This window comes from Massilia sp. W12, assembly GCF_037300705.1.
In the GTDB taxonomy this organism is placed as follows: Bacteria; Pseudomonadota; Gammaproteobacteria; order Burkholderiales; family Burkholderiaceae_D; genus JACPVY01.
The window spans coordinates 4,595,601-4,611,245 of record NZ_CP147776.1 but is presented as its reverse complement, the minus strand read 5'-3'; the positions used below and the strand labels follow the sequence as shown (position 1 = coordinate 4,611,245).

General features: G+C 55.1%; 12 protein-coding genes and 1 riboswitch. Of the genes, 8 read left to right on the top strand and 4 right to left on the bottom strand.

Translation table 11 applies throughout. The features are described 5' to 3' along the window. Positions 1-190: 190 nt before the first annotated feature. Entirely contained in the window at positions 191-553 is a 363-nt protein-coding gene (locus V8J88_RS18655) for a TolC family protein (protein WP_338845734.1), read from the bottom strand. Positions 554-631: 78 nt separating this feature from the next. Here V8J88_RS18655 and V8J88_RS18650 point away from each other — a divergent pair, with 78 nt between their 5' ends. Next, on the top strand, positions 632-811 hold the full coding sequence (locus V8J88_RS18650) for a RebB family R body protein (protein WP_338845733.1): 180 nt from the start codon (positions 632-634) through the stop codon (positions 809-811). Positions 812-1,022: 211 nt separating this feature from the next. On the opposite strand, the gene V8J88_RS18645 is transcribed toward V8J88_RS18650, so the two are convergent. After that, positions 1,023-3,341 carry a MarR family transcriptional regulator gene (locus V8J88_RS18645; protein WP_338849927.1) on the bottom strand — a complete coding sequence of 773 codons (2,319 nt, stop codon included), beginning with the start codon at positions 3,339-3,341 and terminating at the stop codon, positions 1,023-1,025. Between the two features lie 21 nt (positions 3,342-3,362). On the opposite strand from V8J88_RS18645, the gene V8J88_RS18640 reads away from it, so the two are divergent. After that, a complete protein-coding gene (locus V8J88_RS18640) occupies positions 3,363-3,506 on the top strand; it encodes a hypothetical protein (protein ID WP_338849991.1) in 144 nt (47 codons plus the stop codon). On the opposite strand, the gene V8J88_RS18635 is transcribed toward V8J88_RS18640, so the two are convergent. After that, positions 3,503-4,654 carry a hypothetical protein gene (locus V8J88_RS18635; protein WP_338845732.1) on the bottom strand — a complete coding sequence of 384 codons (1,152 nt, stop codon included), beginning with the start codon at positions 4,652-4,654 and terminating at the stop codon, positions 3,503-3,505. The genes V8J88_RS18640 and V8J88_RS18635 overlap by 4 nt on opposite strands. A 198-nt stretch (positions 4,655-4,852) precedes the next feature. Continuing rightward, positions 4,853-4,948, top strand: a riboswitch (TPP riboswitch). A gap of 58 nt (positions 4,949-5,006) precedes the next feature. On the opposite strand from V8J88_RS18635, the gene thiC reads away from it, so the two are divergent. The 6 genes from thiC to V8J88_RS18605 all read left to right on the top strand — a co-directional run bounded on the left by thiC (position 5,007) and on the right by V8J88_RS18605 (position 14,399). Next, a complete protein-coding gene (gene thiC, locus V8J88_RS18630; protein WP_338845731.1) occupies positions 5,007-6,920 on the top strand; it encodes a phosphomethylpyrimidine synthase ThiC in 1,914 nt (637 codons plus the stop codon). Next, positions 6,917-7,129 carry a sulfur carrier protein ThiS gene (thiS, locus tag V8J88_RS18625; protein ID WP_338845730.1) on the top strand — a complete coding sequence of 71 codons (213 nt, stop codon included), beginning with the start codon at positions 6,917-6,919 and terminating at the stop codon, positions 7,127-7,129. The genes thiC and thiS overlap by 4 nt, the downstream gene beginning before the upstream one ends. A 24-nt stretch (positions 7,130-7,153) precedes the next feature. Further along, on the top strand, positions 7,154-7,960 hold the full coding sequence (locus V8J88_RS18620) for a thiazole synthase (RefSeq protein WP_338845729.1): 807 nt from the start codon (positions 7,154-7,156) through the stop codon (positions 7,958-7,960). After that, positions 7,957-8,772 (top strand): hydroxymethylpyrimidine/phosphomethylpyrimidine kinase, encoded by an 816-nt coding sequence (locus V8J88_RS18615; RefSeq protein ID WP_338845728.1) that lies wholly within the window; start codon positions 7,957-7,959, stop codon positions 8,770-8,772. The genes V8J88_RS18620 and V8J88_RS18615 overlap by 4 nt, the downstream gene beginning before the upstream one ends. Positions 8,773-8,779: 7 nt before the next feature. Then, on the top strand, positions 8,780-9,421 hold the full coding sequence (thiE, locus tag V8J88_RS18610; protein WP_338845727.1) for a thiamine phosphate synthase: 642 nt from the start codon (positions 8,780-8,782) through the stop codon (positions 9,419-9,421). Positions 9,422-9,761: 340 nt separating this feature from the next. Next, a complete protein-coding gene (locus V8J88_RS18605) occupies positions 9,762-14,399 on the top strand; it encodes a M10 family metallopeptidase C-terminal domain-containing protein (protein WP_338845726.1) in 4,638 nt (1,545 codons plus the stop codon). A 206-nt stretch (positions 14,400-14,605) separates the two neighbouring features. On the opposite strand, the gene V8J88_RS18600 is transcribed toward V8J88_RS18605, so the two are convergent. Continuing rightward, a complete protein-coding gene (locus V8J88_RS18600; protein ID WP_338845725.1) occupies positions 14,606-15,202 on the bottom strand; it encodes a PEP-CTERM sorting domain-containing protein in 597 nt (198 codons plus the stop codon). Positions 15,203-15,645: the final 443 nt, after the last annotated feature.

Sequence of the window (15,645 nt, the reverse complement as noted above, 5' to 3'; positions counted from 1 at the left end):
CAGGTTTGCAGGCGACCTGGCTGTTTTTATTGAAGCAGGGCAATATTATACAAATGAGTTACATATCAGTCAATATATTTTCAACTGATTTGAGTATCAGAATTGTTAAAGATGTTACCTTGTCAGGCCTGGCGCAGAATGTCCCGGTTTGCGTGCAGCACCCAACCAGCCGCAACCCGTTTGCCGTTCTCTATTCCCAGCCGCCGCCCAGCGCCTTGTATAAAGCCAGCACGCCCAGCCAGCTTTGTGTCTGCGCCTGCACCAGACCATCTTCTTGCTCGCGCAGGCGGCGCTGCGCCTCCAGCACGCCAAAGCGCGCTGTTTCGCCATGACGCCATTGGCTGGTCTGGCCTTGCAATTGGCGCCGGCTATGCGCCAGCGCATTCTGCAGGCTGGTTTCGCGCGCCTGATTTTCGGCAATCCGCAGCAAGGCGCTTTCGACTTCGGCCAGCGCTTGCAATATGCTTTTGCGATATTGCGCCAGCGCTGCATCGCGCGCCGCTTCATTGGCTTGCACTTGATGCCGCAGGCGCCCGGAATTCAGCAGCGGCATGGCGCACCACATCAAGCGCGCTGCTGTTGCCGGCTTGAAACAGTGTTTGCAGGGAGGACGTGAAATAACGCGCCGGCCATGGCGCTGGGCAATATCTATCAATCGTTGGCGCAATCCATTGGCCTGAGTATGCAAAACGCGGTGCAGTCGCAGCAGCAACAGCAGATGTTGTCGCAAGCAGCGTCCACCATGGGGCTGCTGCAGTTGTATGGGGTGAATGACGAACATCCGGCGATTACGGTGTTGCGCAAGCATTGAATGCCAGCATGCCGGTCGCCGCAGTTTGCCGGCAAACGCTGCTTGCATTACTGGCGCTTTAGCATGTAGGGCGCGAGCCGCAGGCGTATTGCGCCGGAAATTTCGCCGATAGTTCAAGCGTGAGTATCCCCCTATGGAGCGGGGCGTTCAGATTTTTTGGTGATCGGCATGTGCTGCGCAATACGCAGCGCAAAGCGCTGCTATTGTCGCCCTACAGGCCGGTATTTTCGGCTTGCAGTTTTAAATAATGCTGCCTGGCGTGATAGGGGGCGATCAAAATTTTTAAATCTTTTCGTAATTCATTGCACACTTCACGCAGTTCGGGGTTTAGTTGTAGTAAAACATATTCTCCTTCCATGTGAGCCTTCAGTGCGATTGCAATGGTTTGCAATTCTGTAGAGCCGTTTTGTTCGAGTTGCTCCAACAGCCAAGCTTCCTGGTGGTAAATGATTGCGATGGCTGGATATGTCATGACAAAAGGGGTGTCTCGCAAATGGCGCTCCCAAAGTAGGAATGCTTCTTCAGATTTTCCTTTGCTACTATGATATAGTTTTAGGCTTTTTTGAACGTTCCACAGTTCCTCGGTGAAATTATTTCTGCTAAATTCTTGCTGGAAATTATCAAAATCAAACGCATCAGGGAAAATCGCGCCAAACACAAAACTATATGATATTGAAATATTAATTGAATCTTTGTCGGTTGCTACTGATGATAATTTCCTCAATGATTTTATGATGTCAGGTAACCCTGCCTTGAGTGCGATACGTAAGTTCTTTTCGAGGATGGAAAAGTCATTTGCATCATCTGCGAGAATCGTTTCGTGGATTTCAGAAATTAAATGCAAATCATTCCATGTAAGTTCATGTGAGGAGATTATGCTGTTTACTTTCTCAAGTAAACCGTTCATGATTTCATTTCTTTTACTTCTTAAAACTCCTTTGGCTGTGTTAAGTGCGTGTTGCAGTAGGTCGTAGAGTGAATACTTTTCCTTTTCTTTTTCAAGGAGGAGAAGAAAATTTAATGATGGTTCGGGGAATTCATTTGCTAGACATCGTTCAAAAGCATGTATGCAGGCGGGCGAATTATTTTTTTGCATTAATGCTGCGCCAATGCTGAACCAAAATATCGAAGCAAGCTTTTTATCAAGCGAGCTTTCAATTATTTTTATTGTATAATAGGCTTGTTCTGGTAAGCCTGAATTGATTGAGTTTAGCATGTCGTCAATATATTCCCTCATCTCCTTTTTTTTATTTCTCCGTGGCGGCCGCGTATTCTTCCGGATCTCCATCAACTCATTTTTCCAATCCAATTCCGCATCTTCCGGCCCCAAACCCTGCTTCGCCATATCAATTAATTGCTGGCGCATTTTTTCTGCCGGAATCGCCGCAGCAAACGCCAGCAATGCGCTGGATTGCCCGCCCAGCCTGGTGCGCATACGTGCCATATCCAGCAATTCAGATTCGCTGAACACCGTGCGCAAAAAGCGGGTCAGCATTTGCACTTCCAATTTCACTTTGCGCGAACCATGCCGCATTAAGTACCAGATATTGTAAAAACGCTCGCTGACTTGATAGCCATTGCGCCCGGTTTTTTTGCTGGAAAGCGCCACGCTTTCCACATAGCCGGTTTTTTCAAGGCGGTTTAAATGACTGCTGACGGTTGAGGTGTCCAAGCCGGTTAATTCCGACAAGGTGGCGGCAGTCGCCGGGTTCCAATGCAGGGCCAGTGCGTCAAACACGGCGCGGGTTTGCATGGGCAGCTCTTCGGTGCGCGCCTGATACCAGCCGGTGAAGGTGTCGAGCATGGCTTGTAATTGTTGCAGCACATCATCGTGCATGCGGTTTTCCAATACCGAATACAAAATGCCCAGGGTGCGCGGGTTGCCGCCGGACATGGTGTTTAAGGCGGCGATGCGGCCCGGGTCGTTGTCCACGATGTATTGCACCGCTTTGCCGCTTTCACCGCGCCGGCTGGCCAGCTCGCTCAAGCAGTGCAAGACTTCCTGCTGGCTTAAGGGCGGCAGGGTGGTGATGCGGAAAAAATCATGAAACGCCGCTTTCGGATCACGGCATTCTTCCGGGTAGCGTGAAGCAGCGGCCAGCAGCCAGGGGCCGCCGGCCTGCTGCAACAGGCTGCGCAAATGCCATTGCTGGCGCTCAGGCAGGCCGGCTAATAAGGCATCCAGATTATCCACCAGCAACAAAGGGCGGCGTTGCTGAGTTTCGCACCAGGCGCGGAAAGCTTGCCAGGCGGGTTCGCCATCCTGCTCTTCCCGTTTCAGACGGCGCGGCGGAAAACGATCCCACATGGCGTCCAGCTCGCGCATTTCTGCATCATCGGCGCCTTCATCTTCGCGCGCTTCGGCCAGGGCTTGCAGGCAATTGCGCCAAAATAAATCCAGACTCAAAACATTGTGCTGCTCTTCGCGGAAAGTCAGGGCGATATAGCGTTGGCGCAGACTGTCATCTTGCTGCACGGCGATGGCGATGCGGCGCAGCAAAGAAGTTTTGCCAAAGCCGCGCGGCGCGATGATTAATTGTGCAGGCGCGCTTTGCGCCTCATCTTGCTGTGTCAGTACATCCAGAAAAGTCTGCAGTTCGTTCTTGCGCGCGATGAAACTCAGCAAAAAATCTTCACGCCGCTGTTGGCCGGGATTGAAATGGGAGAGGGGAAAGCTCATGGCGCAGCCTTTTAAACGAGAGGAAATTTTTGCCAGTACAGACGTTGTAAAGGCAGGCGGATGGCGAAGCGCTCCGGCGCGCTTTCATACAGCAAGCCATCGCAGCACATGCTGTGCAAATGTTGCAGCAGCGTTGGTTTTTGCAAAGCCGGGTCGTTGATGTTTGCCAGCAGGGTGTCGGCCAGCATGCCGTTTTCATGCGCCGCCAGCGCATTTAAGCAGGTGAAGGCGCGTTTGCATTCCGGGTCATGCTTGCGCAAATGTTCTTCCCATATGCTCCAGTGACTGGTCATATGTTTTTGCATCAATGTGTGGCGGCAGGCTGCAATATGCTGCGCAATTTGCGCCGCGTCGTCGCTGCTGATTCCAGGCATCTGGCTGGCGAATAAATCCAGATAGTAGGCGGCGCGCCAGCCGCAGGCTTGCACCAGAGCTTGCGCTTCGCCGGCGCTGATTTCGCTGCGCTTGATTTTGTTATGGCGCGCCAGGTCTTGCACAAAATCGACGGCCTGCGCCTCGCTTAATTCATTCAGGGCGTAGGTGTGGAATTTGGCCAGTGCGCCAAAGTATTGGCCGGCGCGCGCCAAGGGCTCCATGCCGATTGAGCCGGTAATCAACCAGCGCACGCGCGGGTAGCGCTGGCGCAGATCATTGATGAAATTCATAAAGTCGCGCGCTTCGCTCAAACCTTGCGGCCCCTTGTCATGCAGGCGTTTCAAGAAAATCGGCAATTCATCAATCAGCAAAGCCCAGCGCTCAGTTTTCGCCTCATGCATGTTTTGCAGCAGCGTTTCCAGATGTTGCCGCCAGTCATGCATGAGCAGTGAGGCAAACCAGGAGCTGCTTTGTGCGCCGGGCTTGGGTTGATACAGTTGTTTGAAACGTTGCACAAGGGTGTCAAAAGCGCCGCGTTTGTGTCCGCGCAAACGGTCTGTGTTTTGGCACAGGCTGTGAAAAAATTGTTGCGCGTCGTTGCAGCCGGAGACATCGAGTTTGATGCAATGCCATTTGCGCCCTTGCGCCTGCTCTTCCAGACGGTCAAGCACAAAGGTTTTGCCAAGCCGGCGCGGCCCGGGCATGCTCAAGTCGCGCGCTTGCTCAAACAAAGCGAAAATCTCTTGCACTTCCTGGTTCCGGCCATAGCTTTTGCTGCGGTAGTCCATGCGCGCTCCTCTGCTGAAGGTTGGCCTTGAATTTTACAACGGGATTGTTTTACAACAAAAACGTTTTAAAACAAATTTGTTGTAAAACGTTTTTGTTGTGCAAAACCTGCTGCGCCGCATCATCAAAACTTTGCGTGGCGGCAAGACGTGCTTGCTGTTCTGACATATAATCGCGCCCAATCCCCCGGCGCCGCGCCGGGAACAAGCTAGGGGTCCTGGCCTGATGCCGGGTGAGAAATACCCTCTGAACCTGCTCTGGGTAATGCCAGCGAAGGGAAGCGCAAATCTGCCGGTTCCAACTGCTTCTTTGCCTCCCTGCTCTGCCGCCTGCGAGCTTTTTATGGGAGCAGTCATGAACGCCAATCCGAAATTCTTATCCGCCACGGCGCAAGTCGATGCCGCCGCCATCGCGCCTTTGCCGAATTCGCGCAAGGTGTATGTGCAGGGCAGCCGCGCTGACATCCAGGTGCCGATGCGCGAAATCAGCCAGGCCGCCACGCCGACCGCTTTCGGCGGTGAAGAAAATCCGCCGATTTTTGTGTATGACACTTCCGGCCCCTATACCGATCCGGCGGCGCAAATTGATATCCGTTCCGGTTTGAATACGCCGCGCCTGCCCTGGATTCTGGAGCGCGATGACACCGAGGAATTGGACGGCCCGACCTCCCACTACGGGCAGGAGCGCTTAGCCGACGCTAAGCTGGCCGAGCTGCGTTTCAATCTGCAGCGCAAGCCGCGCCGCGCCAAGGCTGGCAAGAATGTGACCCAGATGCATTATGCGCGCCAGGGCATCATCACCCCCGAAATGGAATACATCGCGATCCGCGAAAATCTGCGCCGCGAAGAATACATCGCCAGCCTGCGCGCCGGCGGCGTGACCGGCAATAAGATGGCCGATCTGCTGGCGGCGCAGCACCCGGGCGAGCGCTTCGGCGCGCATATCCCGGATGTGATCACGCCGGAATTCGTGCGCCAGGAAGTGGCCTCGGGGCGCGCGATTATCCCCGCCAATATCAACCACCCGGAAATCGAGCCGATGATTATCGGCCGCAATTTCCTGGTCAAGATCAACGCCAATATCGGCAATTCCGCTGTCACCTCTTCGATCGGCGAAGAAGTGGAGAAAATGACCTGGGCTATCCGCTGGGGCGGCGATACGGTGATGGATTTGTCCACCGGCAAGCATATCCACGAAACGCGCGAATGGATTATCCGCAATTCGCCAGTGCCGATCGGCACCGTGCCGATTTATCAGGCGCTGGAAAAAGTGCATGGCAAGGCGGAAGACCTGACCTGGGAAATTTTCCGCGACACCCTGATCGAGCAGGCCGAGCAGGGGGTGGACTATTTCACCATTCACGCCGGCGTGTTGCTGCGCTATGTGCCGCTGACCGCCAAGCGTATGACCGGCATCGTCTCGCGCGGCGGCTCGATCATGGCCAAATGGTGTTTGGCGCATCACAAGGAATCTTTCCTGTACACGCATTTTGAAGAAATCTGCGAAATCATGAAGGCGTATGACGTTTCCTTCAGCCTGGGCGATGGCTTGCGTCCGGGTTCGATTTACGACGCCAATGACGAAGCCCAATTGGGCGAATTGAAAACCCTGGGCGAGTTGACGCAAATCGCCTGGAAGCATGATGTGCAGGTGATGATCGAAGGCCCGGGCCATGTGCCGATGCAACTCATCAAAGAAAACATGGATCTGCAATTGGAATGGTGCAAGGAAGCGCCGTTCTATACCCTGGGGCCGCTGACCACCGATATCGCGCCGGGTTACGACCACATCACCTCCGGCATCGGGGCCGCCATGATAGGCTGGTATGGCACCGCCATGTTGTGCTATGTGACGCCGAAGGAGCATCTGGGCTTGCCGAATAAAAACGATGTGAAAGACGGCATCATCACCTACAAGATTGCGGCGCATGCGGCGGACTTGGCGAAAGGCCATCCGGGCGCGCAGATCCGCGACAATGCGCTGTCCAAGGCGCGTTTTGAATTCCGCTGGGAAGACCAATTCAATCTCGGTCTGGACCCGGACAAGGCGCGCGAATTCCATGATGAAACCCTGCCCAAGGATTCGGCCAAGGTGGCGCATTTCTGCTCCATGTGCGGGCCGCATTTCTGCTCCATGAAGATCACCCAGGATGTGCGCGATTTTGCGCAAAAACTCGGCGTCGATGAGCAGCAGGCGTTGAACAAGGGCATGGAAGAGAAGGCCGTGCAATTCATCAAGCAGGGCGCGGAAATCTATCAAAAACAATGATGGAAACGATTGCAATCAGTTTGAATGGCCAAGCGCATCAGATCGCGGCAGGCAGTTCCTGCGCCGATTTGATGCGTGAACTTGGCCTGGAACAGCAGGCGCTGGCGCTGGCGGTGAACCGCCAGGTGGCGCCGCGCGCGCAATGGGCGCAGCGCCAGTTGTGTCCCGGTGATCAAGTGGATATCGTCAAAGCCATAGGCGGCGGTTAACGCCGCGCCATTACAGGAGCAAGCATGGAATCACAATTTCTGACGGAAGATGGGTTGACTATCGCCGGCAAGACTTACCGCTCGCGTTTGCTGGTGGGCAGCGGCAAGTATCGCAATCTGGAGCAAACGCGCGAGGCGACCATTGCCGCCGGCGCGGAAATCATCACGGTGGCGATCCGCCGTGTGAATATCGGCCAGGATAAAAACGCGCCGAATTTGCTGGATGTGCTGCCGCCCAGCGATTACACGATTCTGCCGAATACCGCCGGCTGCTACACCGCTGCCGATGCGGTGTACACCCTGCAATTGGCGCGTGAATTATTGAACGGACATAAGCTGGTCAAGCTGGAAGTGCTGGGCGATGAAAAGACCCTGTTCCCGAATATGCCGGAAACCCTGAAGGCCGCCGAGACCCTGGTCAAAGACGGCTTTGATGTGATGGTGTATTGCAGCGATGATCCGATTCAGGCGCGCATGCTGGAAGACATCGGTTGCTGCTCGATCATGCCGCTGGCCTCGCTGATCGGTTCCGGCATGGGCATTCTGAATCCCTGGAATCTGTCCCTCATCATCGAACAATCCAAGGTGCCGGTGCTGGTGGATGCTGGCGTCGGCACCGCTTCGGATGCGGCGATTGCGATGGAGCTGGGGTGCGACGGCGTGCTGATGAATACCGCGATTGCCGGCGCGAGCGATCCGGTGCGCATGGCGCGCGCCATGAAGCTGGCGGTGGAAGCCGGGCGCGAGGCGTTTTTGGCGGGCCGCATTCCGCGCAAATTCGCGGCTTCTCCGTCCTCGCCGATGGCTGGCCGGATTGTCTCGCCATCATGATGCAGCGTCCCTGCGTGTTGGTGTGCGCCGGGCTTGATCCGAGCGGCGGCGCAGGCCTGGCGGCGGATATCGGCGCGATTGCGGCGCAGGGCGCACATGCGCTGCCGGCCCTGACCGTGCTGACGGTGCAGGATAACGACCGGGTGCATGCGATTGCGCCTTTGCCGGCGGCCCAGGTATTGGCGCAAATTGATGCGTTGCGCGCCAAAATTCCTTTTAGCGTGATCAAGCTGGGTATTTTGGGCAGTTTGGAAATCGCCCAGGCGCTGGCCGCCCGCATCACGGAATGGCGCGCGCAACAGCCGGATTTGCAAGTGGTGCTGGATCCGGTCTTGGCCAGCGGCGCAGGCGATGCGCTGGCGGCGCAAGATCCTTGCCGGATTCTGGCCCCGCTCTTGCCTGTCAGCGATGTGTTGCTGCCGAATTTGCCGGAAGCCGCGCGTTTAGCGCAAGCTCTGCAGCCTGGGGTGGCGGCGGATGCGGCGGCGCAGGCGCAGGCGATTTTGCAAAGCGGTTGCCGTCAGCTTTTGCTCAAAGGCGGGCATGCGGAAGGCGGCATGGTGGAAAATCATTGGTTTGACGCCAGCGGCTGGCGCCGTCAATGGCAGTGGCCGCGTTTGCATGGCGCCTTCCATGGCAGCGGCTGCACCCTGGCCGCCGCGCTGGCGGCGCGTCTGGCGCTGGGCGAGCGCATGGAAGCGGCGCTGTTGGCGGCGCAAACTTACACCCAGTGCGCGCTTGGTCTGGCCTATCCGGTGGCGGACGGGCAATGGATACCGGCGCGGCAGCTGCCGGCGACCCGCTTTGTTTGAGGAAGAGATGAATAGATTTGACGCCGCCGCCTTGCGCGGTTTGTATCTGGTGACGCCGGATTGGGATGATACTGCTGCGCTCTTGCAAGCTTCAGAAGCGGCCTTGCAAGCCGGCGCCGCGTTGCTGCAATACCGTCATAAAAGCGCCGGCCCGGCGCAGCGGCTGGAGCAGGCCGGCGCGCTGCAAGCGTTGTGCGCGCGCTATGGCAAGCCTTTCATCATCAATGATTATCTGGATTTGGCGCTGCAGCTGGATGCGGATGGTTTGCATGTCGGCGGCACGGATATCGCCGTGCGCCAGGCGCGCGCGGCCCTGGGGCCGGATAAGATTCTCGGCGCTTCCTGTTATGGCAGCCTGGATCTGGCGCAAGCTGCGCAAGAGCAGGGCGCTTCGTATCTTGCGTTTGGCGGATTTTATCCTTCGCGCGTGAAAAAATATGAAGTGGCGACGCAGCCGGACATCATCAACCAGGCTTTGCAACGTTTCACCCTGCCATGCGTGGTGATTGGCGGCATGACGGTGGAAAACAGTGCGCCGCTGGTGGCGCGCGGGGCACAGATGGTGGCGGCGATCAGCAGCGTTTATATGGCGCAACAACCGCCAGGGCCGGCGGCGGCGGAGTTTGTGCGGCTGTTTGCAGCCGGCTGAGGCCGCTATCAGCAAAGCGCAGTGCGGCGGCGGCCTGGCAGTCTGGTTTGCCGCTGCGCACCCCTTTGTCTGCTTTTATTGGGCAGGATGCAATGTCCTGCCGCAGCCCCTTACAGACGGGCGGCAGACATTGCAAGCATTTGCAACATCCCCATGCGCTTAGCAAGATGCGGCAGTTCATAGCGCCGGCCCGGCTTCGCTGGCGGGAAGGGCGCTGACTCCGAGCCACTTTTTGAAGCAAGTTTCTTTTTTGCAAGCTGCTATACTCAAGCCGATATATCCGGCCAGACGGCCATCCTATTCCGTTTTCTCATTTCCCCCCTGTACGAAGAGGAAAACCATGAGTCAAGCGCAAGTCCCCCCGACATTTTCTTCCAGCGCCCCTTCCATGATCAATAGCAGCACTGGCGGCGGCAATGGCATCAGCGGCAATGTCGCGCCCAGCACCAGCTTTAATCCGGTCACGGAAGGCAGCAATAATCTGAGCATTCAAAATCTGACCTCTGGCGACAGATGGGGCGATGGCAAGCTTGGTTCTGCGATCACGCTCAGCTACAGCCTGGCGAATAAAAGCTCGACGTATGATTATTCCACTGCGCCTGACGATGAGGCCGTCAACGGTAAATTGCCGATTGCTGAGACCCAGGTGAGTGCGATTGATCTGGCGCATACGCGCTATTCCGATGTGGCGGCCATCACATGGCAAAAAGTCACGGATAGCGCCAGTCTGGCTGGCGATGTGCGCTGGAGTAATACCAGTAATACCGCTGTCAGTACGGCATATGCATATTATCCAGGCGGGGATGGCGTCAGCGGAGATATATGGCTGGGGCCGGTGCAAACTTCATATCAAAATCCGGTGGTTGGCCGGTATTCATTTTTCACCTTGATTCATGAGTTGGGGCATGCGATGGGCATGAACCACCCGCATGAGGGCGTGGTGGCGGCGCCGAGCGGTGAGGATCAGCTGAAATATTCGGTGATGAGTTATCGGGGTTATGAAGGACAGCCGATCGAAGCCGGCCTCAGCACTTCCTTCTTCCCCACCACCCTGATGCTGAATGATATTCAAACCATGCAGTTTTTATATGGCGTGAATACGTCTTTTCACAGTGGCGACGATGTCTATGCCTGGGACGCCAAAGCGAAAGTGTATGAAACCATCTGGGATGGCGGCGGCAATGACACGCTCAGCGCGCAGGGACAGGCGCAAGCTTGCGCCATTTATCTGACGCCGGGCAAATGGTCCAGTATCGGGGTGGCCTTCTCGAACGGGCAATCGTCGGTGCGCGACAATCTGACGATTGCGTATAACTGCATGATTGAAAATGCGCTTGGCTCATCCTTTGCCGATATTCTGGAAGGCAATCAAGCCGCCAATCTCTTGCAAGGCGGCGACGGCAGCGACACAATCAGCGGTTTGGGCGGAATCGACCAGCTGGTGGGCGGCGTTGGCAATGACGACTTGGATGGCGGCGATGGGGTCGATATTGCTCTCTATGACGGTAAAAGCACAGACTATCTTTACAGCGTGAAATCCGGCGTTATCACGATCACCGATAATAACGGCGCAAACGGCAATGAAGGCGTGGATGTTGTGCGAAATATGGAAACCCTGCGTTTTGCTGACAGGGATATGCAAGTTACTGCTTTCAATGTGTTGCGCTATGTCGCTTCGCATGCGGATTTGCTTGGCGCGATCGGATTGAATACCGACAGCGCGACACAACACTTTTTAAACAGCTCAGTCAAAGAAAACCGCAGCGTGACATTTGATCCGGCGGTATATATCGACAAATATGCAGATGTGCGCACAATGGTCGGCGGCGATCAAGAGGCTGCTGTGCGCCACTTCATCAGCACCGGTTTCGGTTTGGGCCGAAGCGACAGCAAATTCAGCGCCGATAATCTGAGCGGCACCGCCGGCGCGGATAGTATTCTTGCTTATGGAGGGGACGATACCATGGCAGGCGGTGTCGGCAGTGACGTGCTGGATGGCGGCGAAGGGCGGGACATTGCGCGGTTTGAGGGTAAAAGCTCGGAATATCTGTACAGCGTAAAATCCGGCGTCATCACAGTCACCGATAATTACGTCGAAAACGGGAATGATGGCATTGATACGCTGCGCAATACCGAAGTGCTGCGGTTTTCAGACCGAGATATGGATATCACCACCTTGAATGTACTGCGTTATGTCGCCTCATATGGCGATTTGATCGGCGCTTTTGGCGTGAATGTCGATAATGCTGCACAGCATTTTTTAAGCAGCTCAGTCAAAGAAAACCGTGGCGTTACATTTGATCCAGCGGTGTATATCGACAAATATGCGGATGTGCGCGCAGCGGTGGGTAGTGATCAGGACGCAGCAACGCGTCACTTCATCACGAGCGGGTTTGGACTTGGCCGCAATGACAGCAAACTCAGTGCAGACAACCTGTCAGGCACATCCGGCAATGACAGCATCCTGTCATATGGCGGCAGCGACACCTTGTGGGGGGGCTTGGGGAATGATGTGCTGGACGCTGGCGATGGGACGGACATTGTACGCTTTGATGGTAAAAATGCGGAATATCTGTACAGCGTCAAATCCGGCGCGATCACTGTCACTGATAACAATGGCGCGAATGGCAATGAAGGGGTGGATACCCTGCGCAATGTGGAAACGTTGCGCTTTGCTGACCGCGATATGAACGTCACCACTTTGAATGTGTTGCGCTATGTGGCTTCGCACGCTGACTTGATTGGCGCATTTGGCGTGAATACCGATAATGCAGCGCAGCATTATTTAAACAGCTCAGTGAAGGAAAATCGTGGCGTGACATTTGATCCGGCGGTGTATATCGACAAATATGCAAGTGTGCGCGCAGCGGTGGGCAGTGATCTGGAAGCTGCCGTGCGTGATTTCATCTCTACCGGTTTTGGACTTGGCCGCAGCGACAGCAAATTGAGTGCGGACAATCTGTCTGGCACAGCGGGTAATGACAGCATCCTGTCGTATGGCGGGAATGACACACTGTTCGGCGGTGGCGGTAATGATGTGCTGGATGGCGGCGAAGGGACGGATATTGTGCGCTTTGAAGGGAAGGGGGCGGATTATCTGTACAGCGTGAAATCAGGGGTGATCAGCGTCACTGATAATAATGGCGCAAACGGGAATGAGGGTGTGGATACGGTGCGTAATGCCGAACTGCTCAGGTTTTCTGATCGCGATATGAATGTCACCACCTTACATGTGCTGCGCTATGTGGCCTCACATGGCGATTTGATCAACGCATTCGGTGTGAATACCGATAGCGCTGCACAACATTTTTTAAACAGTTCAGTCAAAGAAAACCGTGGCGTCACCTTTGACCCTGTGGTGTATATCGACAAATATGCGGATGTGCGCGCAGAGGTGGGCAGCGACCAGGAAGCGGCGGTGCGTCACTTCATCAACACCGGTGTTGGCCTCGGACGGAATGACAGCATGCTCAGTGCAGATAATCTGAATGGTTCGAATGGCAACGACAGCATCCTGGCGTATGGCGGGAATGACACGCTGTGGGGGAGTTTAGGCAATGATGTGCTGGACGGAGGCACGGGCACAGACATCGCACGATTTGACGGCAAGAGTGCGGAATATTTGTACAGTGTGAAATCCGGTGTGATCGGTGTGACTGATGCCAATGGCTCGAATGGCAATGAAGGCGTAGACAGCTTGCGCAACATTGAAATTTTACGTTTTTCCGACCGCGATATGAATGTCAGCACTTTGAATGTGCTGCGCTATGTGGCTTCGCATGCGGATTTGATTGGCGCGTTTGGCGTGAATACTGACAGTGCTGCGCTGCATTATTTGAACAGCTCAGTCAAAGAAAATCGCAGTGTGATATTTGATCCTCTGGTATATATCGACAAATATGCGGATGTGCGGGCATCGGTGGGAAGTGATCAGGAAGCGGCGCTGCGCCACTTTATCAGCACCGGATTTGGCGCGGGGCGGAATGACAGCAAGAGCAGCGCGGATAATCTGACTGGCGCCAGCGGCAATGACAGCATTCTGTCGTATGGCGGCAATGATACGTTGTTGGGCGGTTTAGGCAATGATGTCCTGGATGCTGGAGAAGGGACGGACATTGTCCGGTATGACGGCAAGCACGGGGAATATTTATATAACGTGAAATCCGGTGTGATCAGTGTCACCGACAACAATGGCGCGAATGGCAACGATGGCGTGGATTCGGTGCGCAATGCTGAGCTGTTGCGTTTTGCTGACCGTGATATGACAGTCACCAGTCTGCAGGGCTTGCGTTACATTGCTTCGCATGCGGACTTGATCGGTGCGTTTGGTTTGAATACCGATTCCGGACTGACACATTATTTGAATAATGCAGTGCGTGAAGGACGGGGCGTGACATTTGACCCTGATGTGTATCTGGCCAAATATGCCGATCTGCGCACGGCGTTCGGGGTTGATCAGGACGCGGCAGTGCGGCATTTCATCAGCACAGGCTTTGGCGCGGGGCGCAACACCAACTTGTCCGGCAATGATGTATTGGGCGGCAGCAGTCAGGCCGATCTGCTGAATGGCGATGTGGGGAATGACACATTGAATGGCGGGGATGGCAATGACACGCTTATCGGCGGCAACGGCAATGATGTGCTGAATGGCGGAAATGGGAATGATGTGTTCCGCTTTGATGTCGCCGCCAACGCCAGTGCGAATTTGGACACCCTGGTCAACTTCACACCAGGTTCTGACCAACTGCACTTAAAGGCCAGTATTTTCACTGCACTGGGCAGCGCGGGAACCTTGAGTGCCGGGAAATTTATCATCGGTACAGTTGCGCTGGATGCGAATGATTTCCTGATCTATAACAGCAGCAGCGGTGCGTTGCTGTATGACGGGGATGGCAGCGCAGGCGGTGCGGCGGTGCAGATTGCGGTATTGCCGACCGGGCTCAACAGTCTGGCCAATACTGATTTTGTATTGTATTGAAATGCAGATAAAGCAAGGCGCGCTGGCAGCGGCGCCTTGCCGGAGCGAGTGGCGCACATAGCCGCATACCTGCAATCAATCGAGCGCCGCCATGCCTCTTGATTATGCGCATTGCAGCTGACGTTGTGCAGGAATTGGGCGGCGTGCAATCTAACTCAAGCCGCTTGCATGCATAAAGCAGGCAGGGAGATACAAAACAGCCGGCCTTATGCGCGGCGGCGGCGCGCCATCAGACCCACAGCGCCCATGCCTGCCAACAGCATGCCCCAGGTTTCAGCTTCGGGGACAGCTGCCGCCGGTTTGAAAGCCCAGGTGGTGGCGCCATTGTTATACAGTGTGCTGCGCAGTTCGTGATCCGGATTGCTGGTGAACGTTTGATATTGGATCGAACCCCAGCTCCAGAGATTGATATCAAGGGTTTCGCGCGTGAAGTTCCAGGGCGGCGTGCGGAAATCTGCCTCTACGGACAAACGGAATTGATGGTTGGCAGGGTTGAAGCTGAAAACCGACGCCCCCGGACAATTGCGCTCCGCTTCACAGTGCATGAAGCGTTTGCCGTTGACTTGCAGGGCCTGCAGTTCACTCAGGCTGAAGCTGCCATCCTGATTATTGTCATCTGCAGTAAAGCTGCCCTTGATGACTTCGTTCGGCCTTACTTCACTGCGATCCCAGCCTGGATAGCCTTGATAGGTCAGACGCTCATAAAAATTAAAATTCTTCAGTTCAAATTCCCAAGTTTGCGGCGCGGCATGCGCGCTGCAGGCGACGCCCAGCAGGGCGCACAACAAAGCGTGTTTGATCATGATGTCAATTGGTTTCAGATGATGATGGTCAAATATTGAGCCGGATTGCCTGTCCAGCACTGACAGCTGAAAGACGCGGTGTGACACGGCGCCATTGCTGAGATGCCCCAGGCAGAGAAAATGCCTGTTCCCGGGATTGTAATATAAAAATGCAATAAATAAGCAATAGAAATAATTATTTTTCAGTTTTTCAAAAGATTGCTTAAGCGATGCCAGTGTCAAAACCCGGCCGCTGTCGCATGTCACGATAACGCAAAATCCGGCAACGGAGGATTCGCAAACATAGTGGCGCGGGCGAGCAGCAAGATGGGCAGCAGTGTTTCAATATGCTTGAAACGCGATGTTTCAATATGAAACGTCAATGTTTCAAGGCGTTTGCAAACGCAGCGCAATGCGCGTCCCCCGGCACGCCATGGCTGATGCAAGTCGCTGATTTTGCAAAA

What these genes read in the sequence shown, in the direction of transcription:
- V8J88_RS18615 (WP_338845728.1), top strand. Translation starts at nt 7,957, where the DNA reads ATGATGCAGCGTCCCTGCGTGTTGGTGTGCGCCGGGCTTGATCCGAGC.
- thiE (WP_338845727.1), top strand. Translation starts at nt 8,780, where the DNA reads ATGAATAGATTTGACGCCGCCGCCTTGCGCGGTTTGTATCTGGTGACG.
- V8J88_RS18655 (WP_338845734.1), bottom strand. Translation starts at nt 553, where the DNA reads ATGCCGCTGCTGAATTCCGGGCGCCTGCGGCATCAAGTGCAAGCCAAT.
- thiC (WP_338845731.1), top strand. Translation starts at nt 5,007, where the DNA reads ATGAACGCCAATCCGAAATTCTTATCCGCCACGGCGCAAGTCGATGCC.
- V8J88_RS18605 (WP_338845726.1), top strand. Translation starts at nt 9,762, where the DNA reads ATGAGTCAAGCGCAAGTCCCCCCGACATTTTCTTCCAGCGCCCCTTCC.
- V8J88_RS18620 (WP_338845729.1), top strand. Translation starts at nt 7,154, where the DNA reads ATGGAATCACAATTTCTGACGGAAGATGGGTTGACTATCGCCGGCAAG.
- V8J88_RS18650 (WP_338845733.1), top strand. Translation starts at nt 632, where the DNA reads ATGGCGCTGGGCAATATCTATCAATCGTTGGCGCAATCCATTGGCCTG.
- V8J88_RS18635 (WP_338845732.1), bottom strand. Translation starts at nt 4,654, where the DNA reads ATGGACTACCGCAGCAAAAGCTATGGCCGGAACCAGGAAGTGCAAGAG.
- V8J88_RS18600 (WP_338845725.1), bottom strand. Translation starts at nt 15,202, where the DNA reads ATGATCAAACACGCTTTGTTGTGCGCCCTGCTGGGCGTCGCCTGCAGC.
- thiS (WP_338845730.1), top strand. Translation starts at nt 6,917, where the DNA reads ATGATGGAAACGATTGCAATCAGTTTGAATGGCCAAGCGCATCAGATC.